Consider the following 17,218-nt stretch of genomic DNA (forward strand, 5'->3'; position numbering starts at 1 on the left):
GGTATGGATATAGATTTCAAAAACGGTTTGATCCCTGTCATAGCACAGGATAGGCGGACACGTGAGGTCCTGATGCTCGCCTACGCAAACGCTGAGGCGCTGGAACTTACCAGAACAACCGGATACGCGCACTACTACAGCAGAAGCAGACAGAAGATCTGGAAGAAAGGGGAGGAGAGCGGCCACATACAGCGGGTCTGCCGGATACTTGTCGACTGTGATGCGGACGCCCTCCTCTATGAGGTGGAACAGACCGGCGCAGCGTGTCATACCGGCCACACATCCTGCTTCTTCCGGACGATCGAGGGAGAGGAGATCGCCGGACTGGTCTTCGATCCGGAGAAGGTATACGCTAATAAGGATGAATGACTTCATAACTATGGTGATTTTTTATGAAAATTGTACCCGATACGAGCGTCGTAATAGATGGACGTATAACCTCGCTGATAAAAACCGGGGAATATAAAGGAGCAACAATAATCATACCGGAAGCCGTCGTCGCTGAACTGGAGGCCCAGGCAAATCAGGGGCGGGAGATAGGTTTTTCCGGTCTGACCGAACTTCAGGAACTATTCAGGATGTCAGAAGAGGGTCTCATCGAACTCCAGTTTGCTGGAGAGCGCCCCAGCCTCGATCAGGTGAAACTCTCAAGCGGCGGCGAGATCGATGCACTCATCCGGAACGTGGCGATCGACCATAAAGCCCGGTTTATCACGAGCGATCTGGTGCAGGCGGAGGTTGCAAAGGCGAAAGGGCTTGATGTTCTCTATCTCCGACCGCAGATCGGCGATTTCTCGCCGCTCTCGATCGACCAGTTCTTCGATGAAGAGACGATCGCTATCACCCTCAAAGAGCGGGCTCTGCCGGTGGCAAAGATAGGTAAACTCCAGGCAACCAGGCTTGTCACACTCCGGGACACCCCTATGACCGAACACGAACTGAAAGTGATGGCACAGGAACTGCTGGAGCGAGCAAAACGTGATCCGGACGGTTTCATCGAGCTTGAAAAAAGGGGGATCACCGTCGTCCAGATCGGGTCGCTCCGGATCTCGATCGCGAGGAGACCTTTCTCAGACGGCATGGAGATCACAGTGGTCAGGCCGCTTATTGACCTCTCGCTCGACGATTACGCTATGGCACCGGAGATCAAGCAACGGATCCTTGGTGACCGCCGCGGCGTCCTGATCGCAGGACCCCCGGGCGCTGGAAAGACAACCCTTGCTCAGAGCCTCGCCACATTTCTGGCCGACCATAACTTCATTGTCAAGACGATGGAGGCACCACGGGACCTTCAGGTGTCCGACAACATCACCCAGTACACGGCGCTTGAAGGCAGCATGGTGAACACTGCAGAGGCCCTCCTGCTTGTCCGGCCTGATTACGTCATATTTGACGAGATCCGGAAGAGTGAGGACTTTGCTGTCTACGCTGACATGCGGCTTGCCGGGATGGGCATGGTCGGCGTGGTGCATGCGATGGAGGTGCACGACTGCCTCCGGCGGTTCTGCGACCGGGTGGACTACAGCATCCTCCCCCAGATCATTAACACCATCATATTTGTGGCTCATGGCGAAATCAAGAAAATTTACGACCTTGAATTGACTATCAAGGCCCCTGAGGGCATGCCACCTGACGCGCACGCACGCCCGGTGATCGTCGTTCGCAACCACACCCGCGGAGAGCCTGAGATCGAGATATTCCGCTACGAGGGCGAAACCCTGGTGATGCCGCTTGCAAACAGGGAGGCCACGGAGCCCGTTGCTGTTGCAGAACCGCCGGCCATCGTGACACCAGCAGCAGAATCCAGGGAGAGTGCCGCCCGGAAGATTGCAGAGAAAGAGATCCAGCGCGAGATCGGGCGCTACACAAACGGTCCGGTGGATGTGAGGATCATCAACGAGAACAAGGCTGTAGTCTACATCGAGGACAGGGACGTCCCGGCAGCGATCGGAAAGGGGGGCAAGAACGTATCAGCGATCGTGAACAAACTCGGGATAGGTATTGACATCCGGCCCAGGAGTGAACTCGATGCGGAAAAACCAGCGGAGGGAGAGATGCACCTTGCCGGCGGTCTCACGATCCGCCTGGACAAGAAGCAGCTTACCATAGTCTCCCCGGAGCACAGGGGCAGGATCGTGGATGTTTTTGCAGGAAAGGAGTATCTATTCACAGCGACGGTTAACGATGAAGGAGAAGTCATCCTGGCCAGGAACAGCACGATTGCGCAGGAACTGATGAAGCGCTACAACGATGCTGAGACGATCCGGCTGCGGCCGGTGTGAGATGAGGGGACTGTGAAGAAGAGATATCTGGAGGAATAGTGTGAGCGGACTTGATATGCAAAAGAACGAGAGAGGCTGTCTCGAGCGGTGGGAGCATGCGTTCGAGGTGGATCCGGCGGATAAGGACAAGTATTACCTGACGGTGGCATACCCCTACCCCAGCGGGGCGATGCATGTCGGCCACGGGCGAACCTACATCGTTCCGGACGTCGTCGCCCGCTATCAGCGGATGAAGGGAAAACAAGTCCTCTTCCCGATGGCGTTCCACGTCACCGGTACGCCGGTGATAGGGATCTCAAAGAGGATTGCAAAAGGCGATGAACAGACGATAGGGCTTTACCGTGACATTTACCGGGTGCCCCAGGATATTCTCGACCGGTTCATCGACCCTATGGAGATTGTCCGCTACTTCTCGGATGAGTATCGGCGGGTGATGCAGAAGTGCGGCCTCTCGATCGACTGGCGGCGCCGGTTCATCACCATCGACCCGCAGTACAGCAGGTTTATAGAGTGGCAGTATCAGCACCTGCACGAGAAGGGGCGCGTTGTAAAGGGTGCCCACCCGGTCAAGTACTGCCCCCAGTGCGAGAACCCCGTCGGAGACCACGACCTCCTCGAGGGCGATAAGGCCGAGATCGTCAGGTTTACTCTCGTTGTCTTCCTGCTCGGCGACATTAAAATCCCGTGTGCAACCCTCCGCCCCGAGACCATCTACGGTGTGACGAACCTCTGGGTGAGACCCGATCTCACCTATGTCCGGGCGAAGATTGATGGCGATGAGTGGATCTTAAGCCGAGAGGCGGCAGCAAAACTGGCGCTGCAGGATCACGATGTCCAGATCACCGGGGAGGTAGCCGGGACGTCGCTGATCGACCAGAGGGTGTCCCACCCGCTCTGCGGTGAGGTCCCCATCCTGCCGGCGACGTTTGTTGACCCGGACATGGGAACCGGGATCGTTATGAGCGTTCCAGCACACGCGCCCTTTGACTACGTCGCAATCCGTGACCTGCAGCGAGAGGGGAGATATACATCCATACAACCGATCCCGCTCATCTCAGTCGAGGGGTATGGCGATATACCGGCAAAGGACGCGGTTGAGCGGGCGGGTATCCAGGACCAGAACGATCCAGATATAGAGAAACTCACCCAGGAGGTCTACAACGCTGAATTCTCCCGGGGGAGGGTCTTTGAGAAATACGGCGGAAAACCTGTGAAAGAGGCACGGGATGAGGTGGCTGCACTGATGATGGAGCGTTATGGCTCCATCCCGATGTATGAGTTCGACACCCGACAGGTGATCTGCCGCTGCGGCAGCAGGGTCTATGTGAAGATCCTCCACGGCCAGTGGTTCCTGGCCTACAGCGACCCGTCCTGGAAAGAAGAGGTGAAGACCGTGCTGGAGGGGATGGCGCTTGTCCCGCCCGAGGTCAGGGCGGAGTTTGAGCGGACGGTCGACTGGCTGAAGGACTGGGCCTGCACCCGCCGCGTTGGACTCGGGACGAAACTGCCCTGGGACCCGACCTGGATAGTCGAGCCGCTCTCTGACTCGACGATCTACATGGCCTACTACACGATCGCCCACCACCTGAAAGAAATACCGGCAGAAAACCTGACGCCGGAGATCTTCGATTACATCTTCCTCGGTGAGGGTGAGCCAGCGACCCTCGATCGCAGCACACTTGAGCGTCTCAGGAGCGAGTTCCTCTACTGGTACCCCTACGACTACCGGTTCTCGGCAAAGGACCTCATCTCAAACCATCTCACGTTCCAGGTCTTCCACCACTCCGCAATCTTCCCACCGGAACTGCAGCCCCGGGGCATGGTGGTCTTTGGCATGGGGCTCCTGAACGGCGCGAAGATGTCCTCGAGCAAAGGTAACGTTTTCCTTCTCGAGGACGCCCTCTCGGAGTTCGGCGCCGACACTGTCAGGATGTTCCTTGTGGGAAGCGCTGAGCCCTGGCAGGACTTTGACTGGCGCAACGACCTTGTATCGTCGACTAAAAAACAGATCGAGCGGTTCTTGAACACAATCCAGGAGGGAAAGGGGGCTGAGGGCTCCTGCGAGATCGATGCATGGCTTGAAAGCAGGTTGCAGCGCCGCATAGAGAGCACCACGGCAGCGCTCGAGTCGTTCCAGACGCGACAGGCTCTGCAGGAGGCGTTCTTTGGTATCGAGGCCGACCTGAAATGGTACCGCCGCCGCCTGCCGGATGGCGTGACCGGCAGTGAGGTATTGCGTGACCTCTGCCACACCTGGGTCCGGCTGCTTGCCCCCTTCATACCGTTCACTTGCGAGGCGCTATGGAGGGATCTCGGCGAGGAGGGAATGGTCTCGTTCGCCCCGTGGCCGGAGGCCGACGAGACGAAGGTAAATCCAGAGGTTGAACTCGCGGAGGAACTCCTCGCAAGGACCGTCGAGGATATCGAGTCGATCAAAAAGCTCATACCGATGGAACCGAAATCGATCACCCTCTTCGTCGCACCAGCCTGGAAACACGAGATCTTCCGGATCGTTGCATCTTCAGACGACAGGACCAGCGGTATGCGCGAGGTGATGCAGAACGAGGAGGTCCGCAGGCGCGGTCGTGAGGCGGCAGATGCAACAAAGCAGATAACGAAACTCGTGCTGAAACTGCCGCCGCTTCTCGTGCAGCAGATCGCTGAGTTGAAACTCGATGAGCAGGAGATCCTTGAGAGTTCACGGACGTTCCTGGAACACGAGTTCGGCGTTCCGGTGAGTGTTCAGATCGCCGAGGAGAGCGTGCACCCCAAGGCCTCGGTTGCGTTGCCGTTTAAGCCGGCGATAGTGATAGAGTAGGACCCTTTTTCATCCTCCTGCCAGTTTTTTTGTCTTGCTGCCATTTGTGGCGCTGAACCGTGGGGGAAACCGGCCAGGAATGTTGAATTCCAGGTTCCGCATGCCAGCCCTCCCGAGGGGGCTTCCTGGAGGCCATCAAATAAACGGTTCTGAGGTATTAAATCACCTCCGGGAAAAATCTTTCGTCGACAACTCCCGCTCACGGGAGAGCAGGCAGTTGATGGCGATTGGCATGGTGAAGCCGCGCCAGGGATGGAAACGGGGTATTCAAAGAGGCTTCCGTGAAAATGGCACTATAGCAGGAGATGTCTCGCCACCTCCCCATCACTCGCGTCTCATCCGGAGGCTCTCGTTCATTGACCCCCTCCAGGTAATAGCGTCTCGCAAAAACCCGGCCACCCCCAGGCACAGGTATAATGGCGGTATAAAGGCGGTCTGCGGCAATACAGAGCCGCGGGGGTCCGTTGCCCGTGGCGAAGTTCATCAAACAGAGGCGCAGCCCGAAAGAATTGGTTTTGCAGCCCCCTCTTAATGGCCGTTCTGGCCGCAAAATAGAATATGGTGCCCTGTACCTGAGGATAACCCGTCTAATCCTTTCCCTTCACGGACTGCTGGGCTTTCTTCGCCCGCTCTTTTGCAGTGTAGCCGGTTACCTGCTGGAGGTAGTTGCGGAATCGACGGTTTGTGTCCAGGATCGTCTCATCATCTGCGGATGAGTCTGACTCGGTATGGACAAACAGCGTCCTCCCTCCGGCACCTGCCCAGACCTCAAGGCGCAGGAGCGCTCCGTAGGACACGATATAATGCCCATCCTCCGTCAGGCGGGGTTCGACGCCGAACTGGTCGCGGAGACTCTGTAGCATTGATTCTGTAAGCTTTTTCGTGTATCCGCGTTTGATCTGGTATTCTTGCATAATATTTTTAAGGGATATCCATCTATCTTAACCTAACCGAAGAGCGAGTGATTGATCCCATGGACGATATAAAGGTTACAGCCAGAGCGCCTGGCGGCACCGATGATACCGTGCTGATTGGTTTTCCCGGCAGTGGGCTCGTTGGGAGTATTGCCCTCCAGTACCTCGTTGAGCAGATGGAATTTGAGCAGATCGGGACCATTACAAGCAAATATTTCCCGCCTGTCGCCCTGATAGCAAAAGGTGTCATCAGCGCCCCGGTACGCCTGTATGAGAAGGATAACCTCTTAACAGTCGTCTCCGATGTCCCCATTCATCCAGCGATCTGTTACGAGGTGGCAAACGGCATCATGGACTGGCTCACCCAGTTTGATATAAAGGAGGTCGTCACGATCGCCGGGATCATCACAAACGAACCGGAAAAGAGAGTTTTCGGGGTCGCAACCAGCGCCGAATTACTGCAGCGTATCGAGGATAAAGCGATCATCCTCCCCATGGCGAGCCTATCAGGTGTTGCAGCAAGCATCCTCACGGAGTGCAAGACGCGTGGGATCCCGGGGGTAGGGCTGCTCGGGGAGACGATGAACACACCTGACCCGCGGGCAGCTGCAGCAACGATTGAAGTTCTGAACCAGATCTACGACCTCAACCTGGATGTCCAGCCATTGCTCGAACAGGTGGTTGAGATCGAGGCGGCAATGGCCCAGATCGCCGAGCAGGTGCAGAATACGGAGGGGCAGCCTCGAAGAGAGCAGCTGCCGATGTACGGGTGATCTGCATGAAATACGCAGCGTTAACAGGAATCTCACCATCAGTAATCGCTGAACTCAAGAGCGGAAAGCCACGAACCCTCGAACTGAACAGCGCTCACAACATCATAACCCTGACCGGGACCGCACCCGGAGACTGCATCTTCATGACCTCGATCACCGAGGAAGACCTCTCTCCAGGAGACCCGGGGATAATGGTCGATCTCCTCGCCCTCGATATAAGCATGAGGCGGGTTGAGGTTGTCAACCCGGTCTTTTACGAGGAGAGGGAGAGGATGTCTGCAAGGATCAAGGTCCGGTTCCGGGGGGTGACCATAGCCCGCGACGTGGAGGGGCGGAAATGGGGGGAGCCAACCAGGGTTGAGATCGTCACACCGGCTTGCTACCGGGCCGGGTGACACACCCTTACACCCTTCTCCCTCGGAAATGAGACCCTCAAAGGGTTAATATTACCAGGCAACCAATGTATAAAACCACCACGTGGGTCTGTGGCTTAGTCAGGATAGAGCGCCGGGCTTCTAACCCGGATGTCGGGGGTTCGAATCCCTCCAGGCCCGTCTGACCGCTTCTCAGGAGATTGCAGTTCCAGGTATCTTCTAACCGCATAACGGCGGCCCATTCTTCATTGATCTTGGAAAAATGATTGTATCAGTCCTGACCCTCTCACCGCACCTTCGTCCCAGGGCTGACTGGACGGAGGGGGACAAGAAGCGAGGCCTCGTCACCGGCGGCAAGTATCATCCCCCTGCTCTCGACCCCAAAGATCTTTGCCGGGGCGAGGTTTACGACCACAGCAACCTCTCTGCCCACAAGGTCTTCGGGGGTGTAGAACTGCGCGATCCCGCTGACCACCTGGCGTTTCTCGCCACCGACGTCGAGGATGAGTTTGTAGAGTTTCTTTGATCCATCGATCGGTTCGGCCGCAACAACCCTTGCTATGCGGATGTCGAGTTTTGAAAACTCATCGATGGAGACTGTCGGTGCTTTTGCCCCTGCAGCCTCCCCGGCCTTCGCAACCCGCGCCTCCATGACCTTCTCAAGCGCCTCGACCTGTTCTTTCTCGATCTTTTTAAACAGTGGAACGGGTTTTCCAAGTGCTCTCGCCCCAATCGGCGCTGTAGCCTCAGCGATCGGATGTGCCGCGAGATCGTCGTCGTAGCCGAGCATCGTCCACGCCCGCTGCATGGAGCCCGGCATCAGGGGCTGGAAGACCACTGTAAGGGCCTTGACCATCTGGAGACAGTCAGCGATAACCTGCTTTGCAGCGGCCTGATCCTCCTTGATCAGTTTCCAGGGGGCGTTGTTCTGGATGTAAGCGTTCCCGAACGAGGCCAGGCTCATCATACCATCGACGGCACCCTTGAAGTCGTAATCGCGCATCCGGGCATCTATCGCGGCAAGCGAGCGCTCGATCTCCTCGATGATACCCGGTTGTGGAGCAACGTCTGGCACACCGGAGAACTCCTTCTCGGCGAAGTACATCGTCCGGTATATGAAGTTCCCGAGCGTCCCCACGATCTCATTATTCACCCGCTCGGCGTAGACCTTCCAGGAGAAGTCCAGCTCCTTCGTGTGGCTGGTGTAGGAGAGGAGATAGTAGCGGAGGTAGTCCGCAGGGAGCCCCTGGTCCAGGTAGTCATCGTTTGTCCAGACAACATACCCGCGAGACTTTGAGAACTTCTTGCCATCGATTGTGACCATGCCGCTTGCAACCACCGCGTGCGGGAGACCGTATCCTGCTCCTTTGAGGAGCGCCGGCCAGAAGATGCAGTGGTGGTAGATGATATCCCCGCCGATGAAGTGAGTAACCCTCGTAGTATCGCCGCACCAGTAGTCTTTCCAGTCGACCCCGACAGCGTTTGCCCACTCCTTCGTGAACGAGATGTAACCGATTGGCGCGTCCACCCAGACGTAGACGACAAGGTCGTCACGCCCCGGAAATTTAACACCCCAGTCAAGCGTCCGGGTAATGCACCAGTCGCGCAGCCCATCCTTCACCCAGCCGAGAGCGTAGTTCCTGGCGGTGGCCGTGCCCCGGAGGGTGGGCAGGTAGTCCAGAAGGAAGTCCCGGAATGCCGAGAGCCTGAAGAAATAGTGCTCCTGTTTGCGATATTCAGCCTTGCTACCACAGATCTTGCAGACAGCATCCCTGAGTTCACCAGGCTCCAGGTGCTGTCCGCAGCCCTGGTCACACTCATCGCCCCTCGCAATCGCCCCGCAGTGAGGGCAGACACCCTCCACATAGCGGTCCGGGAGAAACCGCTCGCACTGCGGGCAGTAACTCTGGCTGACAGTCTTTTCGTAGACATAGCCGTTATCTATCAACCGCTGCACGACCGAGCGGGTGGTCTCATGGTTCATGGAGTCGTCGGTCATGCCAAAGTGGTCGAAGACGACGTCCATCCGTCGGAACGTATCATAGAAATGCTCGTGATAGCGCTCCGAGAGTGCCCTGGGCGTCGAGCCCTCCTGCTCGGCGCTGATCACGATCGGCGTTCCATGGTTATCAGAACCACATATAAAAGCGACCTCCTCTCCCGACCGGCGCATATAGCGGACGTAAAAGTCCGCCGGCACGTAGGTCCGCAGGTGCCCAATGTGGCAGGGACCATTCGTGTACGGGAGCCCGCACGTTACCAGCAACGGCTTACCACTCATCCTTATCTACTCTCGTTGCGATGCTAATAAAGATACCAGCGCATGGCACGACGAATCAGAATACCGGTGAGATCGTTTGGCTCAGAGGTCGGGAGGCCCGGCGTCCCGGAACTTGCGGAATGGCTGAAAGGGAAAACCGGGACAGAGGTGGATCTTACCACCTACCGGCTCGAACGCTCGCTTGACGCCCAGGACGGTGTCTCAATTCCAGCTGCTGGCGGCCTCTTCTATGCCGAACGGTTACGGGAGGTCTTTACCAGCATGAAGAACGGAGTGCTGATCGACGAACCCGGTGTCGAACCGGCGGCCGTGACCGCAGATGCCCTGTTTGTGCGGGGGAGATGTAAAGACGCCAGGATTGCTCTTCCTGCACCGCACATCATGGGGTTCCGGGACAACTACATCGGAGACCGGGAAGAATTCGCCGAGACTATCTCAGACCTCTACGCTGGACTCATGCGGGATATGCGCGACCAGGGTCTCGCGGGGCACGTTCTGATAGCGGATACACCTGAGGTGATCGAACTCGAGCGGCTGGCTGGCAGAAAAGTCCTCTTCTTCCCTCGCAACCCGACGAGGTTCGACATTGAACTCCTGCTCGAGTACCAGGACTCTCTCATCCTCCCGGCGACTGATCTCGACCGCCTTCCCGACCTTATGGAACGGTTCCGTCTCCGGAAGTTAATCCTTCTCAACCCGGAGGAAGGGGACGTTGTGGCGGCGACCGGGATAGTCGACGCTGATAGCCTCGAGGTGGGTGGCTACTGTGCAGATACCGCCTGCCCTGACTACTGGAAGAGACTTCTGGACAGAGCGTTCATTCCTCGATAGACTCTGCAACCGCCGCAAGGTCGCGGTAATGGCGGTTCCGCTTGATCAGCCAGAATAGAAACCGGTCAAGCAGGCTGAAGGTGAACGTCCCCCCTGCCGCGTGAGGATGACCCCCACCGGAGAACTGCCGGGCGACAAGATGGCTGATCGGCGGGACGGAACGAATGGAGATGCGGCCGTTTGAAGAGACGATCACCTCGATATCGCTCCCCATCTCCTGGCGGATGGCATGGGCAGTCTCACTTGGGTAGCCATAGAGCGGGGCGAAAGCGATCCTGTAGCGGCCGCCCTGGATGATGGTGGCATGCCGGATGCTCCTTCTGATGTCACGCTCCATCTCCTGGAGGATCTCCCTATATTCGTTCTCGATACGCTCATCGAGGATGATGCCCCGGACAAAGTTGTCGCGGACGTAATCCCTGAGACCCTTCCGCATCACCACCTGGCCGAGCATCTTCGACCTTGGGTCCAGGTGCTTCCAGAGGTCGTAGTCGCAGACGACACGCGCAATCTCTTCTGCCACGGTATCGCCTGGAGCAAGGTCGCGGGCGACGATCCCGGTTGCACAGGTGGCAACGTCGATATGGAGGATGTCCGTCCTCTTATCGACTGTGCGGATCTCGTCCTTCGTCCAGCGGTGATGATCGCGCCACTCGATCCGCCAGCCATTTGAACGCGCCCTGGCCAGCCGCTGCTCAACCCCGTCCTGATAACCGATATCCGATATGCTGAGGAGATCGCCACGGCCGGGGGAGGCAGCAACGGCATCAAGGAGAGAGAGGAACCTCCCTACCGAAGACCAGACGGTGAAGACGTCGTCACCCAGGGCTCTACGGTGAATGGCGTCGCTCCCGACGGCGTCGAGGTCGTTGTGCGTCAGGTGCACGACGCTTTCCTTCCTTGTGGAGAGGGCCTGCATCAAGTTCCCTGGATGGGCTTCAGGTTTTCGATCGATTCCGTCCATCATTCAAACATCGGTTTTATGATGAGATAAACAGGCGGTTTGCTATCCCGTCCACTCCCAGGGGGGCAACACAGAGTTTATTAAGAACTACTGCCAACACTCTTAGGCAGGGGCCCCTGTAGCTCAGACTGGGAGAGCGCCAGACTGAAGATCTGGTTGTCCCCGGTTCAAATCCGGGCGGGGGCACTCCCGATGCCTTTTTCTGGTCTTGCTGCATCAGATCTTCTGATGCGGGTTAAATTCTGTGGAACCGCCAGCCTTGCTGATCTGCGGTGTGCAGTCGCTGCGGAATGCGATGCCGTGGGATTCATCATGGGTGTGATACACCGGAGCAGCGATGCTGTAACCCCGGCAGAAGCCGCAAGGATGATACGTCAGCTCCCGCCGTTCATCGAGCCGGTCACGGTCACCCACCTCCAGGAAACGCAGGCACTGATCGACCTGGTGAGAGAGTCGCACTGCACGACGCTGCAGGTCCAGAATGACGTCGATCCATCCGACCTGGAGGTCATCCGCCAGGCTCTCCCCTGCGTAAAGATCGTTAAGGCCGTCCACGTGATGGATAGATCGTCCATTGCAACAGCAAGACGCTACGAGCCCTATGCCGATGCCATCCTCCTCGACACAAGGACGGAAGAGAGGATCGGGGGAACGGGGATTCCTCATGACTGGAATATAAGTGCAGAGATAGTGGCAAACTCAACGGTTCCCGTGATACTTGCAGGGGGGCTCACCCCGGAGAATGTCAGAGACGCGATACAGAAGGTTCGCCCCTACGCTGTCGATGTGCATACCGGTGTCAAGAAAGACGGTGTCCGCAACCTGGAAAAGACGCTTGCGTTTGCCAGGGCAGCAAGAGACGCTCTGAAGTAAGACCGCCGTATAAACTTTAGGTAGCACAAAAATCAGGCCAGATCCCGCCGGATGATTATATGATCCCTTCAGGCTCTCATACCTCTTTCGGTATCCTGATCGTGAAGGTGCTCCCCTCGCCAACCTGGCTTGCCACCGTTATCTCCCCTCCATGCAACCGGACATACCTGTTTGCGATCGAGAGGCTCAGGCCCACCCCACCGCCTTTTTTATCTTGCAGGGAGTGAAGGGGGCGGAGCAGGAAGACCCCGGTCGAGAGGCGCGGGGATGAAAGCGGAGCCGCCCTTCTGATATAGATCCGGAGATTACAGAAAACTATATCCTATTATAACGCTTAATATTGCTTCTGTGCTCCAAGCCTACAAGTATCGGATGTATCCTTCAAGAGAGCAAATCACGCTCCTCATGAAGCACATCCATGCCTGTCGGTTTGTGTACAACCATTCTCTGGAACAGAAGATCAAAGCATACGAACAAGATGGCCAAAAACTCTCTTGCTTCGACTTGAACAATCGTCTTCCTGCCCTCAAGGAAGAATATCCGTGGCTCAAGGAAGTCAACTCGCAGTCGCTCCAGAGTGCAAACAAGAACCTCGACAACGCTTTCACCCGGTTCTTCAGGGAGAAGAAGGAATTCCCCCGATTCAAGTCAAAGAAGAACCCTGTACGGTCTTTTCAGGTACCACAACATTACCATGTGAATTTTGACCAGAGGACGATCAAATTCCCTAAGATCGGTGAGGTTAAGACCGTCTTCCACCGAATCTTCACCGGGAAGATGAAGTATGCCACGGTGTCTGTAACATCGACGGGAAAATGGTTTGTCAGCATCCTTGTCGACGACGAGGAACCTGAGCCTAAACCTGTAGCGTTCACATCTGACACGACGGTCGGGATTGATGTTGGCTTAACCGACTTCGCAGCCTTCTCCACTGGAGAGAAGATTGAGAACCCCCGATACCTGAAGACCTCCCTCCAGCGGTTGAAAGTGTTGCAAAGGCGAGTGTCACGGAAGAAGAAGGGGTCAAAGAACCAAGAGAAGGCGATCCGGAAACTTGCCCGGTGCCATGAAAAAGTCGCCAACCAAAGAAACGATTTCCTGCACAAAATCTCTTTTCGAGTTGTGAGCGAGAACCAAGCTATTGCAGTGGAGTCGTTGAATGTTGGCGGGATGATGAAGAACCATTGTCTGGCACAGGGGATTGGAGATGTATCGTGGAGCACGTTCTTTACGATGCTGGATTACAAATGTCGAAAGTATGGGAAGACGCTCCTGAAGATCGGGCGGTTCGATCCATCCTCAAAGATATGTAATAATTGTGGATATCTCGAGCGGGATCTTGCCCTCTCTGACAGGGAATGGGTCTGCCCGGTCTGTGATACTCATCACGACCGCGATATCAATGCGGCGATCAATATCAAGAAGTTCGCCCTGCAAGAACAGAATCTTGTCGGGGTATCAGGTGCGGGACGCACCGTTGAGCCTGTGGACTCGCTCCCGGTGGGGAGGAGGATGAAGCAGGAAGCCACGCCCGAGAGGCGCGTGGTAGTTCACCCTGATCGCAGGCACCCCCAAAAGGGGCGACCCTGTATCCAAGGAGGGAGAGGCTGGTCTGGCCGAGCACGAAACCGGTGACGAGGATCACAGTCACATGGAACGCCTGTGGAGGGAACCAGAGAGCGGTAAGGAGGATCGGGACGCAGTAGACCAGGGTGCAGGGGGTGGAGAGATTCACAGGCGCAACCGCCGTGAGCATAAGCGATACCCCTGCGAATGACGATAGAACGATCATTTTGACGAGATCTGTCGCGGTGAAGCGATCCTGGTTTAGGCAACTCAAGAGATGCCGGTTCTCTGGCATGTCCAATAGAGAGATCTCACCATTATCTATATTTATAGGCTCCGAAAACATCATCCGATTTTAAAATGATTTTTACAAAAATAATCCGATATACCCGCGCATTACTGGATTTTCTCATGAACCTCTCCAGATCTCCCGGAGAGGCGGTGCAGCCTGCCCGATGATGATTCCTGCCGCAACCGAAGGTAGCATTATGATGGTCGTCGTTCAACCCAGAAATATGCGTCCTTTCGTCTTTGTAAATGTTGCCATGAGCGCTGATGGGAAGATCTCGACCGCTGAGCGCCGGCAGGTGAGGATTTCAGGCGATGACGATTACTCGCGGGTCGACCGGATCAAGGCAGAGAGCGACGCCATCATGGTCGGGATCGGCACGGTGCTCTCCGACAACCCCTCGCTCACGGTCAAGTCACCCGATCTCAGGGCATGGCGGAGAGAGGCCGGAAAGGATGAAGACCCGATTCGTGTCGTTGTGGACAGCAGGGGAAGAACTCCCCCGGATGCAGACATCCTGCACAGGGGAGCGGGAAAGCGGATCATAGCCGTCTCACGGGCAGCATCGCCAGAAACGCTGGATGTCCTCAGGCGGTACGCCACCGTCATCGTAACCGGCGATGAGACAGTCGATCTTTCAGCCCTGCTCGAAGAACTCTACCGGCTGGGTGTCCGGCGCCTGATGGTTGAAGGGGGAGGGACTTTAATCTGGGCGCTTATGGAAAAAGGTCTGGTCGACGAACTTCAGACCTTCATCGGCAACATCATAATCGGCGGAAAAGATGCCCCCACCCCTGTCGACGGCACCGGTTCTTTCCGCGATGAGGACTTCCCACGGCTCGCGCTCATCGAAGCCGACCGGCTGGATGAGGGTCTGCTGATAAGGTGGAGGGTAAAGAGGGCGTGATGATACGGTTCGAGTGGATGAATGCACGCCGATGGCGATAAAAAGAGAGAGGTGGGATTATTTGACTTCTACGATCTTGTCAACGACCTTGTAAGAGCCTCCTGTGACAAGTGATACAGTTATCTGGACGCGATTCTCCCCTTTAGCATCACTGATGATGAGTTCATCGCCCGTGATTGGCTTCATCGAACCGGTGACAACCTCTCCGGTTGACTTGATCACGACAACGTCGATACTCTTCACAAAATCCTGGCCTTTACCGCCGCTGAAGACGATCCGCAGATCGTCTGTTATCGTTGGGGTCAGGCCTTCCGAGACATCGAATGTAACCTCTTTTCCGGGCGGCAGGGTCTGTGTCGGTTCAGGGATCAATGATGGCGGTGTTCCCGTGGGCGCGGCTGTCGCCTGAGCGGTTTCAGTCGGGGTCGGGCCGTTTGACTCTTCAGAGCCTGTGCATCCTGCGCTGAATGAGAAGACGAGCAGAAGCGCAACCAGTAGGGGTAGCAACCTGAAGTTCATATGCCATGAGTGGGTACCAATGTATTTCACCTTTTCGCCACGTCCCGGTATGGCCTTGTAAACATCTTGAGGGGATGCTGCCGTTTACCCACACCAGTAGATATGTTTTTAGGCGCGGGAAGGAAACTCCTATCCACATCAGCGAAGGTGCAACCGATGAATCTACGAAGACCAAACGCCAACGAGGCAACAGGAACGACCAATCGCTCCCGCGATGTTGTACCGATGTCGGGCCTCTGCACAAAGTGTGTAGATGGGTGCAAGGGGGCCTGTGAGATCTGGCTCTCATCATTCCGGGGCAGAGAAGTACTCTATCCGGGTCCATTCGGCGAGATCACTGCCGGCGCGGAGAAGAATTACCCGGTCGACTACTCACACCTGAACATCCAGGGCTATGCCCGGGGTGCAAAGGGGTTTCCGGAAGGCGTCGAGGCCAACCCCGATACCGCCGTCTTTCAGGATGTCGATACCCGAACGGAGTACGGCTGGGACATAAAGGTCCCTATGCGGGTTCCGATCTTTACGGGGGCGCTCGGATCAACCGAGATCGCCCGGGCGAACTGGGAGCACTTTGCCATTGGCGCTGCCATAGCGGGCATAACCCTGGTCTGTGGTGAGAATGTCTGCGGTGTTGACCCCCGACTGGAACTCGATCACAACGGCAAGATCAGCAGGTCGCCCGAGATGGACCGGCGTATCGAGACCTACCGGAAGTTCCACGACAAATACGGCGAACTCCTGGTGCAGTTAAACGTCGAGGACACAAGGCTTGGAACCGCGGAGTACGTCTCGTCGAAACACAACCTGGAGACGATCGAACTGAAATGGGGGCAGGGCGCAAAGTGCATTGGCGGAGAGATCAAGGTCAACAGTCTCGAAAGGGCGCTGCAACTCAAAAGTCGCGGCTACATTGTCCTCCCTGACCCTACACTGCCAGAAGTCCAGGCAGCCTTCAGGGACGGCGCCATAAAGGAGTTCGAACGCCATTCACGTCTTGGCTTCATCAGCAGGGAGGGATTCCTCGAGGAGGTCGACCGCCTCCGCGATATCGGATTCAAGCGGGTAACCCTGAAGACCGGCGCCTATTCGGCTGTCGAACTTGCGATGGCGCTGCGCTACAGTGCTGAAGCAAAGATCGACCTCCTCACCATCGATGGCGCGCCCGGCGGCACGGGAATGAGTCCCTGGCCTATGATGAACGAATGGGGAATCCCGACGTTCTATATCGAGGCACTCGCCTATCGGTTCGCCGGGCGGCTGAGAGAACGCGGTATCCGTGTTCCTGATATCGCCATTGCCGGGGGGTTCTCGGATGAAGCAAACGTCTTCAAAGCGATCGCCATGGGCAGTCCCTACGTCAGGGCTGTCTGCATGGGCCGTGCCCTCATGATCCCGGGTATGGTCGGGAAGAACATCCAGAAGTGGCTCGCAGCCGGTGAACTCCCGAGATCGGTCTCGAAGTATGGCAACAGCGTCGGTGAGATCTTCGTCTGTTACGAGGAGCTCAGAGAGAAGTATCCCGACCGGATCGACGAGATTCCGCTTGGAGCGCTTGGGATCTACACCTACACCCAGAAGTTCAGGACGGGGCTCCAGCAGATCATGGCCGGGTCCAGAAACTTCAGCCTTAAGATGATCTCCCGCAACGATCTGATGGCCCTGACCGAGGAGGCGGAAGCGGTCTCCGGTATCCCCTACGTGATGAACGCCTATCGCGATGCTGCCGAGGCAATCCTGGATTCGTGATCGGAGATCTCCACCCTGCCGGGGATGAACGCTGCCATACCCCCTGTGAGGCATTGAGGGGGCCGGCCAACACTTTTTCTG

15 protein-coding genes and 2 tRNA genes are annotated in these 17,218 nt (G+C 56.7%); 12 read left to right on the forward strand and 5 right to left on the reverse strand.

What is annotated here, in order from left to right; genetic code table 11:
- Positions 1-3 precede the first annotated feature (3 nt).
- From hisI to leuS, 3 genes are read left to right on the forward strand one after another with little or no spacing between them, the layout of a single operon-like run.
- Positions 4-369, forward strand: a complete 366-nt coding sequence (gene hisI, locus R6Y96_RS00395) for a phosphoribosyl-AMP cyclohydrolase (RefSeq protein WP_318621480.1) — start codon at positions 4-6, stop codon at positions 367-369.
- Positions 370-392: 23 nt separating this feature from the next.
- The gene (locus R6Y96_RS00400; protein WP_318621481.1) at positions 393-2,282 is read left to right on the forward strand and encodes a PINc/VapC family ATPase; all 1,890 of its coding nucleotides are present in this window, start codon (positions 393-395) and stop codon (positions 2,280-2,282) included.
- A gap of 40 nt (positions 2,283-2,322) precedes the next feature.
- On the forward strand, positions 2,323-5,100 hold the full coding sequence (leuS, locus tag R6Y96_RS00405; protein WP_404810318.1) for a leucine--tRNA ligase: 2,778 nt from the start codon (positions 2,323-2,325) through the stop codon (positions 5,098-5,100).
- 587 nt (positions 5,101-5,687) lie between these two features.
- Here leuS and R6Y96_RS00410 read toward each other — a convergent pair.
- Positions 5,688-6,014, reverse strand: a complete 327-nt coding sequence (locus tag R6Y96_RS00410) for a DUF5611 family protein (protein ID WP_318621482.1) — start codon at positions 6,012-6,014, stop codon at positions 5,688-5,690.
- 59 nt (positions 6,015-6,073) lie between these two features.
- Here R6Y96_RS00410 and R6Y96_RS00415 point away from each other — a divergent pair, with 59 nt between their 5' ends.
- From R6Y96_RS00415 to R6Y96_RS00425, 3 genes are all read left to right on the forward strand, one after another.
- Positions 6,074-6,787 (forward strand): proteasome assembly chaperone family protein, encoded by a 714-nt coding sequence (locus R6Y96_RS00415; RefSeq protein ID WP_318621484.1) that lies wholly within the window; start codon positions 6,074-6,076, stop codon positions 6,785-6,787.
- 5 nt (positions 6,788-6,792) lie between these two features.
- Positions 6,793-7,182, forward strand: a complete 390-nt coding sequence (locus R6Y96_RS00420; protein WP_318621485.1) for a DUF473 domain-containing protein — start codon at positions 6,793-6,795, stop codon at positions 7,180-7,182.
- An 84-nt stretch (positions 7,183-7,266) separates the two neighbouring features.
- Positions 7,267-7,341, forward strand: a tRNA-Arg gene (locus R6Y96_RS00425).
- A 106-nt stretch (positions 7,342-7,447) separates the two neighbouring features.
- Here R6Y96_RS00425 and metG read toward each other — a convergent pair.
- Positions 7,448-9,442 carry a methionine--tRNA ligase gene (metG, locus tag R6Y96_RS00430; protein WP_318621486.1) on the reverse strand — a complete coding sequence of 665 codons (1,995 nt, stop codon included), beginning with the start codon at positions 9,440-9,442 and terminating at the stop codon, positions 7,448-7,450.
- Between the two features lie 66 nt (positions 9,443-9,508).
- On the opposite strand from metG, the gene R6Y96_RS00435 reads away from it, so the two are divergent.
- Positions 9,509-10,273, forward strand: a complete 765-nt coding sequence (locus R6Y96_RS00435) for a hypothetical protein (protein WP_318621488.1) — start codon at positions 9,509-9,511, stop codon at positions 10,271-10,273.
- Here R6Y96_RS00435 and R6Y96_RS00440 read toward each other — a convergent pair.
- Complete coding sequence (locus R6Y96_RS00440) at positions 10,260-11,237, reverse strand: DHH family phosphoesterase (protein ID WP_318622528.1); 978 nt, start codon at positions 11,235-11,237, stop codon at positions 10,260-10,262. The genes R6Y96_RS00435 and R6Y96_RS00440 overlap by 14 nt on opposite strands.
- Before the next feature lie 112 nt (positions 11,238-11,349).
- Between R6Y96_RS00440 and R6Y96_RS00445 the strand changes: the two genes are divergently transcribed.
- Positions 11,350-11,423, forward strand: a tRNA-Phe gene (locus R6Y96_RS00445).
- A gap of 42 nt (positions 11,424-11,465) precedes the next feature.
- Positions 11,466-12,110: a phosphoribosylanthranilate isomerase gene (locus R6Y96_RS00450; RefSeq protein ID WP_318621489.1), complete on the forward strand. Its 645-nt coding sequence runs from the start codon at positions 11,466-11,468 to the stop codon at positions 12,108-12,110.
- Positions 12,111-12,186: 76 nt separating this feature from the next.
- Here R6Y96_RS00450 and R6Y96_RS00455 read toward each other — a convergent pair whose 3' ends face one another.
- Positions 12,187-12,429 carry a sensor histidine kinase gene (locus R6Y96_RS00455; protein ID WP_318622529.1) on the reverse strand — a complete coding sequence of 81 codons (243 nt, stop codon included), beginning with the start codon at positions 12,427-12,429 and terminating at the stop codon, positions 12,187-12,189.
- A gap of 29 nt (positions 12,430-12,458) precedes the next feature.
- On the opposite strand from R6Y96_RS00455, the gene tnpB reads away from it, so the two are divergent.
- A complete protein-coding gene (tnpB, locus tag R6Y96_RS00460; RefSeq protein WP_318621490.1) occupies positions 12,459-13,745 on the forward strand; it encodes an IS200/IS605 family element RNA-guided endonuclease TnpB in 1,287 nt (428 codons plus the stop codon).
- A 446-nt stretch (positions 13,746-14,191) separates the two neighbouring features.
- A complete protein-coding gene (locus R6Y96_RS00465; protein ID WP_318622530.1) occupies positions 14,192-14,872 on the forward strand; it encodes a 2,5-diamino-6-(ribosylamino)-4(3H)-pyrimidinone 5'-phosphate reductase in 681 nt (226 codons plus the stop codon).
- 57 nt (positions 14,873-14,929) lie between these two features.
- Here the strand turns inward: R6Y96_RS00465 and R6Y96_RS00470 are convergent, their stop codons facing one another.
- On the reverse strand, positions 14,930-15,391 hold the full coding sequence (locus R6Y96_RS00470; protein ID WP_318621491.1) for a hypothetical protein: 462 nt from the start codon (positions 15,389-15,391) through the stop codon (positions 14,930-14,932).
- A 156-nt stretch (positions 15,392-15,547) separates the two neighbouring features.
- Between R6Y96_RS00470 and R6Y96_RS00475 the strand changes: the two genes are divergently transcribed.
- A complete protein-coding gene (locus R6Y96_RS00475) occupies positions 15,548-17,137 on the forward strand; it encodes an FMN-binding glutamate synthase family protein (RefSeq protein ID WP_318621492.1) in 1,590 nt (529 codons plus the stop codon).
- Positions 17,138-17,218 lie beyond the last annotated feature (81 nt).

Origin of the sequence: Methanoculleus receptaculi, assembly GCF_033472595.1 — an archaeon.
In the GTDB taxonomy this organism is placed as follows: domain Archaea; phylum Halobacteriota; class Methanomicrobia; order Methanomicrobiales; family Methanoculleaceae; genus Methanoculleus; species Methanoculleus receptaculi.

Coding starts and splice junctions, on each gene's coding strand:
- R6Y96_RS00415 (WP_318621484.1), top strand. CDS start 6,074: ATGGACGATATAAAGGTTACAGCCAGAGCGCCTGGCGGCACCGATGAT.
- R6Y96_RS00440 (WP_318622528.1), bottom strand. CDS start 11,237: ATGGACGGAATCGATCGAAAACCTGAAGCCCATCCAGGGAACTTGATG.
- R6Y96_RS00420 (WP_318621485.1), top strand. CDS start 6,793: ATGAAATACGCAGCGTTAACAGGAATCTCACCATCAGTAATCGCTGAA.
- R6Y96_RS00465 (WP_318622530.1), top strand. CDS start 14,192: ATGCGTCCTTTCGTCTTTGTAAATGTTGCCATGAGCGCTGATGGGAAG.
- R6Y96_RS00410 (WP_318621482.1), bottom strand. CDS start 6,014: ATGCAAGAATACCAGATCAAACGCGGATACACGAAAAAGCTTACAGAA.
- R6Y96_RS00400 (WP_318621481.1), top strand. CDS start 393: ATGAAAATTGTACCCGATACGAGCGTCGTAATAGATGGACGTATAACC.
- metG (WP_318621486.1), bottom strand. CDS start 9,442: ATGAGTGGTAAGCCGTTGCTGGTAACGTGCGGGCTCCCGTACACGAAT.
- R6Y96_RS00475 (WP_318621492.1), top strand. CDS start 15,548: ATGAATCTACGAAGACCAAACGCCAACGAGGCAACAGGAACGACCAAT.
- R6Y96_RS00450 (WP_318621489.1), top strand. CDS start 11,466: ATGCGGGTTAAATTCTGTGGAACCGCCAGCCTTGCTGATCTGCGGTGT.
- hisI (WP_318621480.1), top strand. CDS start 4: ATGGATATAGATTTCAAAAACGGTTTGATCCCTGTCATAGCACAGGAT.
- R6Y96_RS00470 (WP_318621491.1), bottom strand. CDS start 15,391: ATGAACTTCAGGTTGCTACCCCTACTGGTTGCGCTTCTGCTCGTCTTC.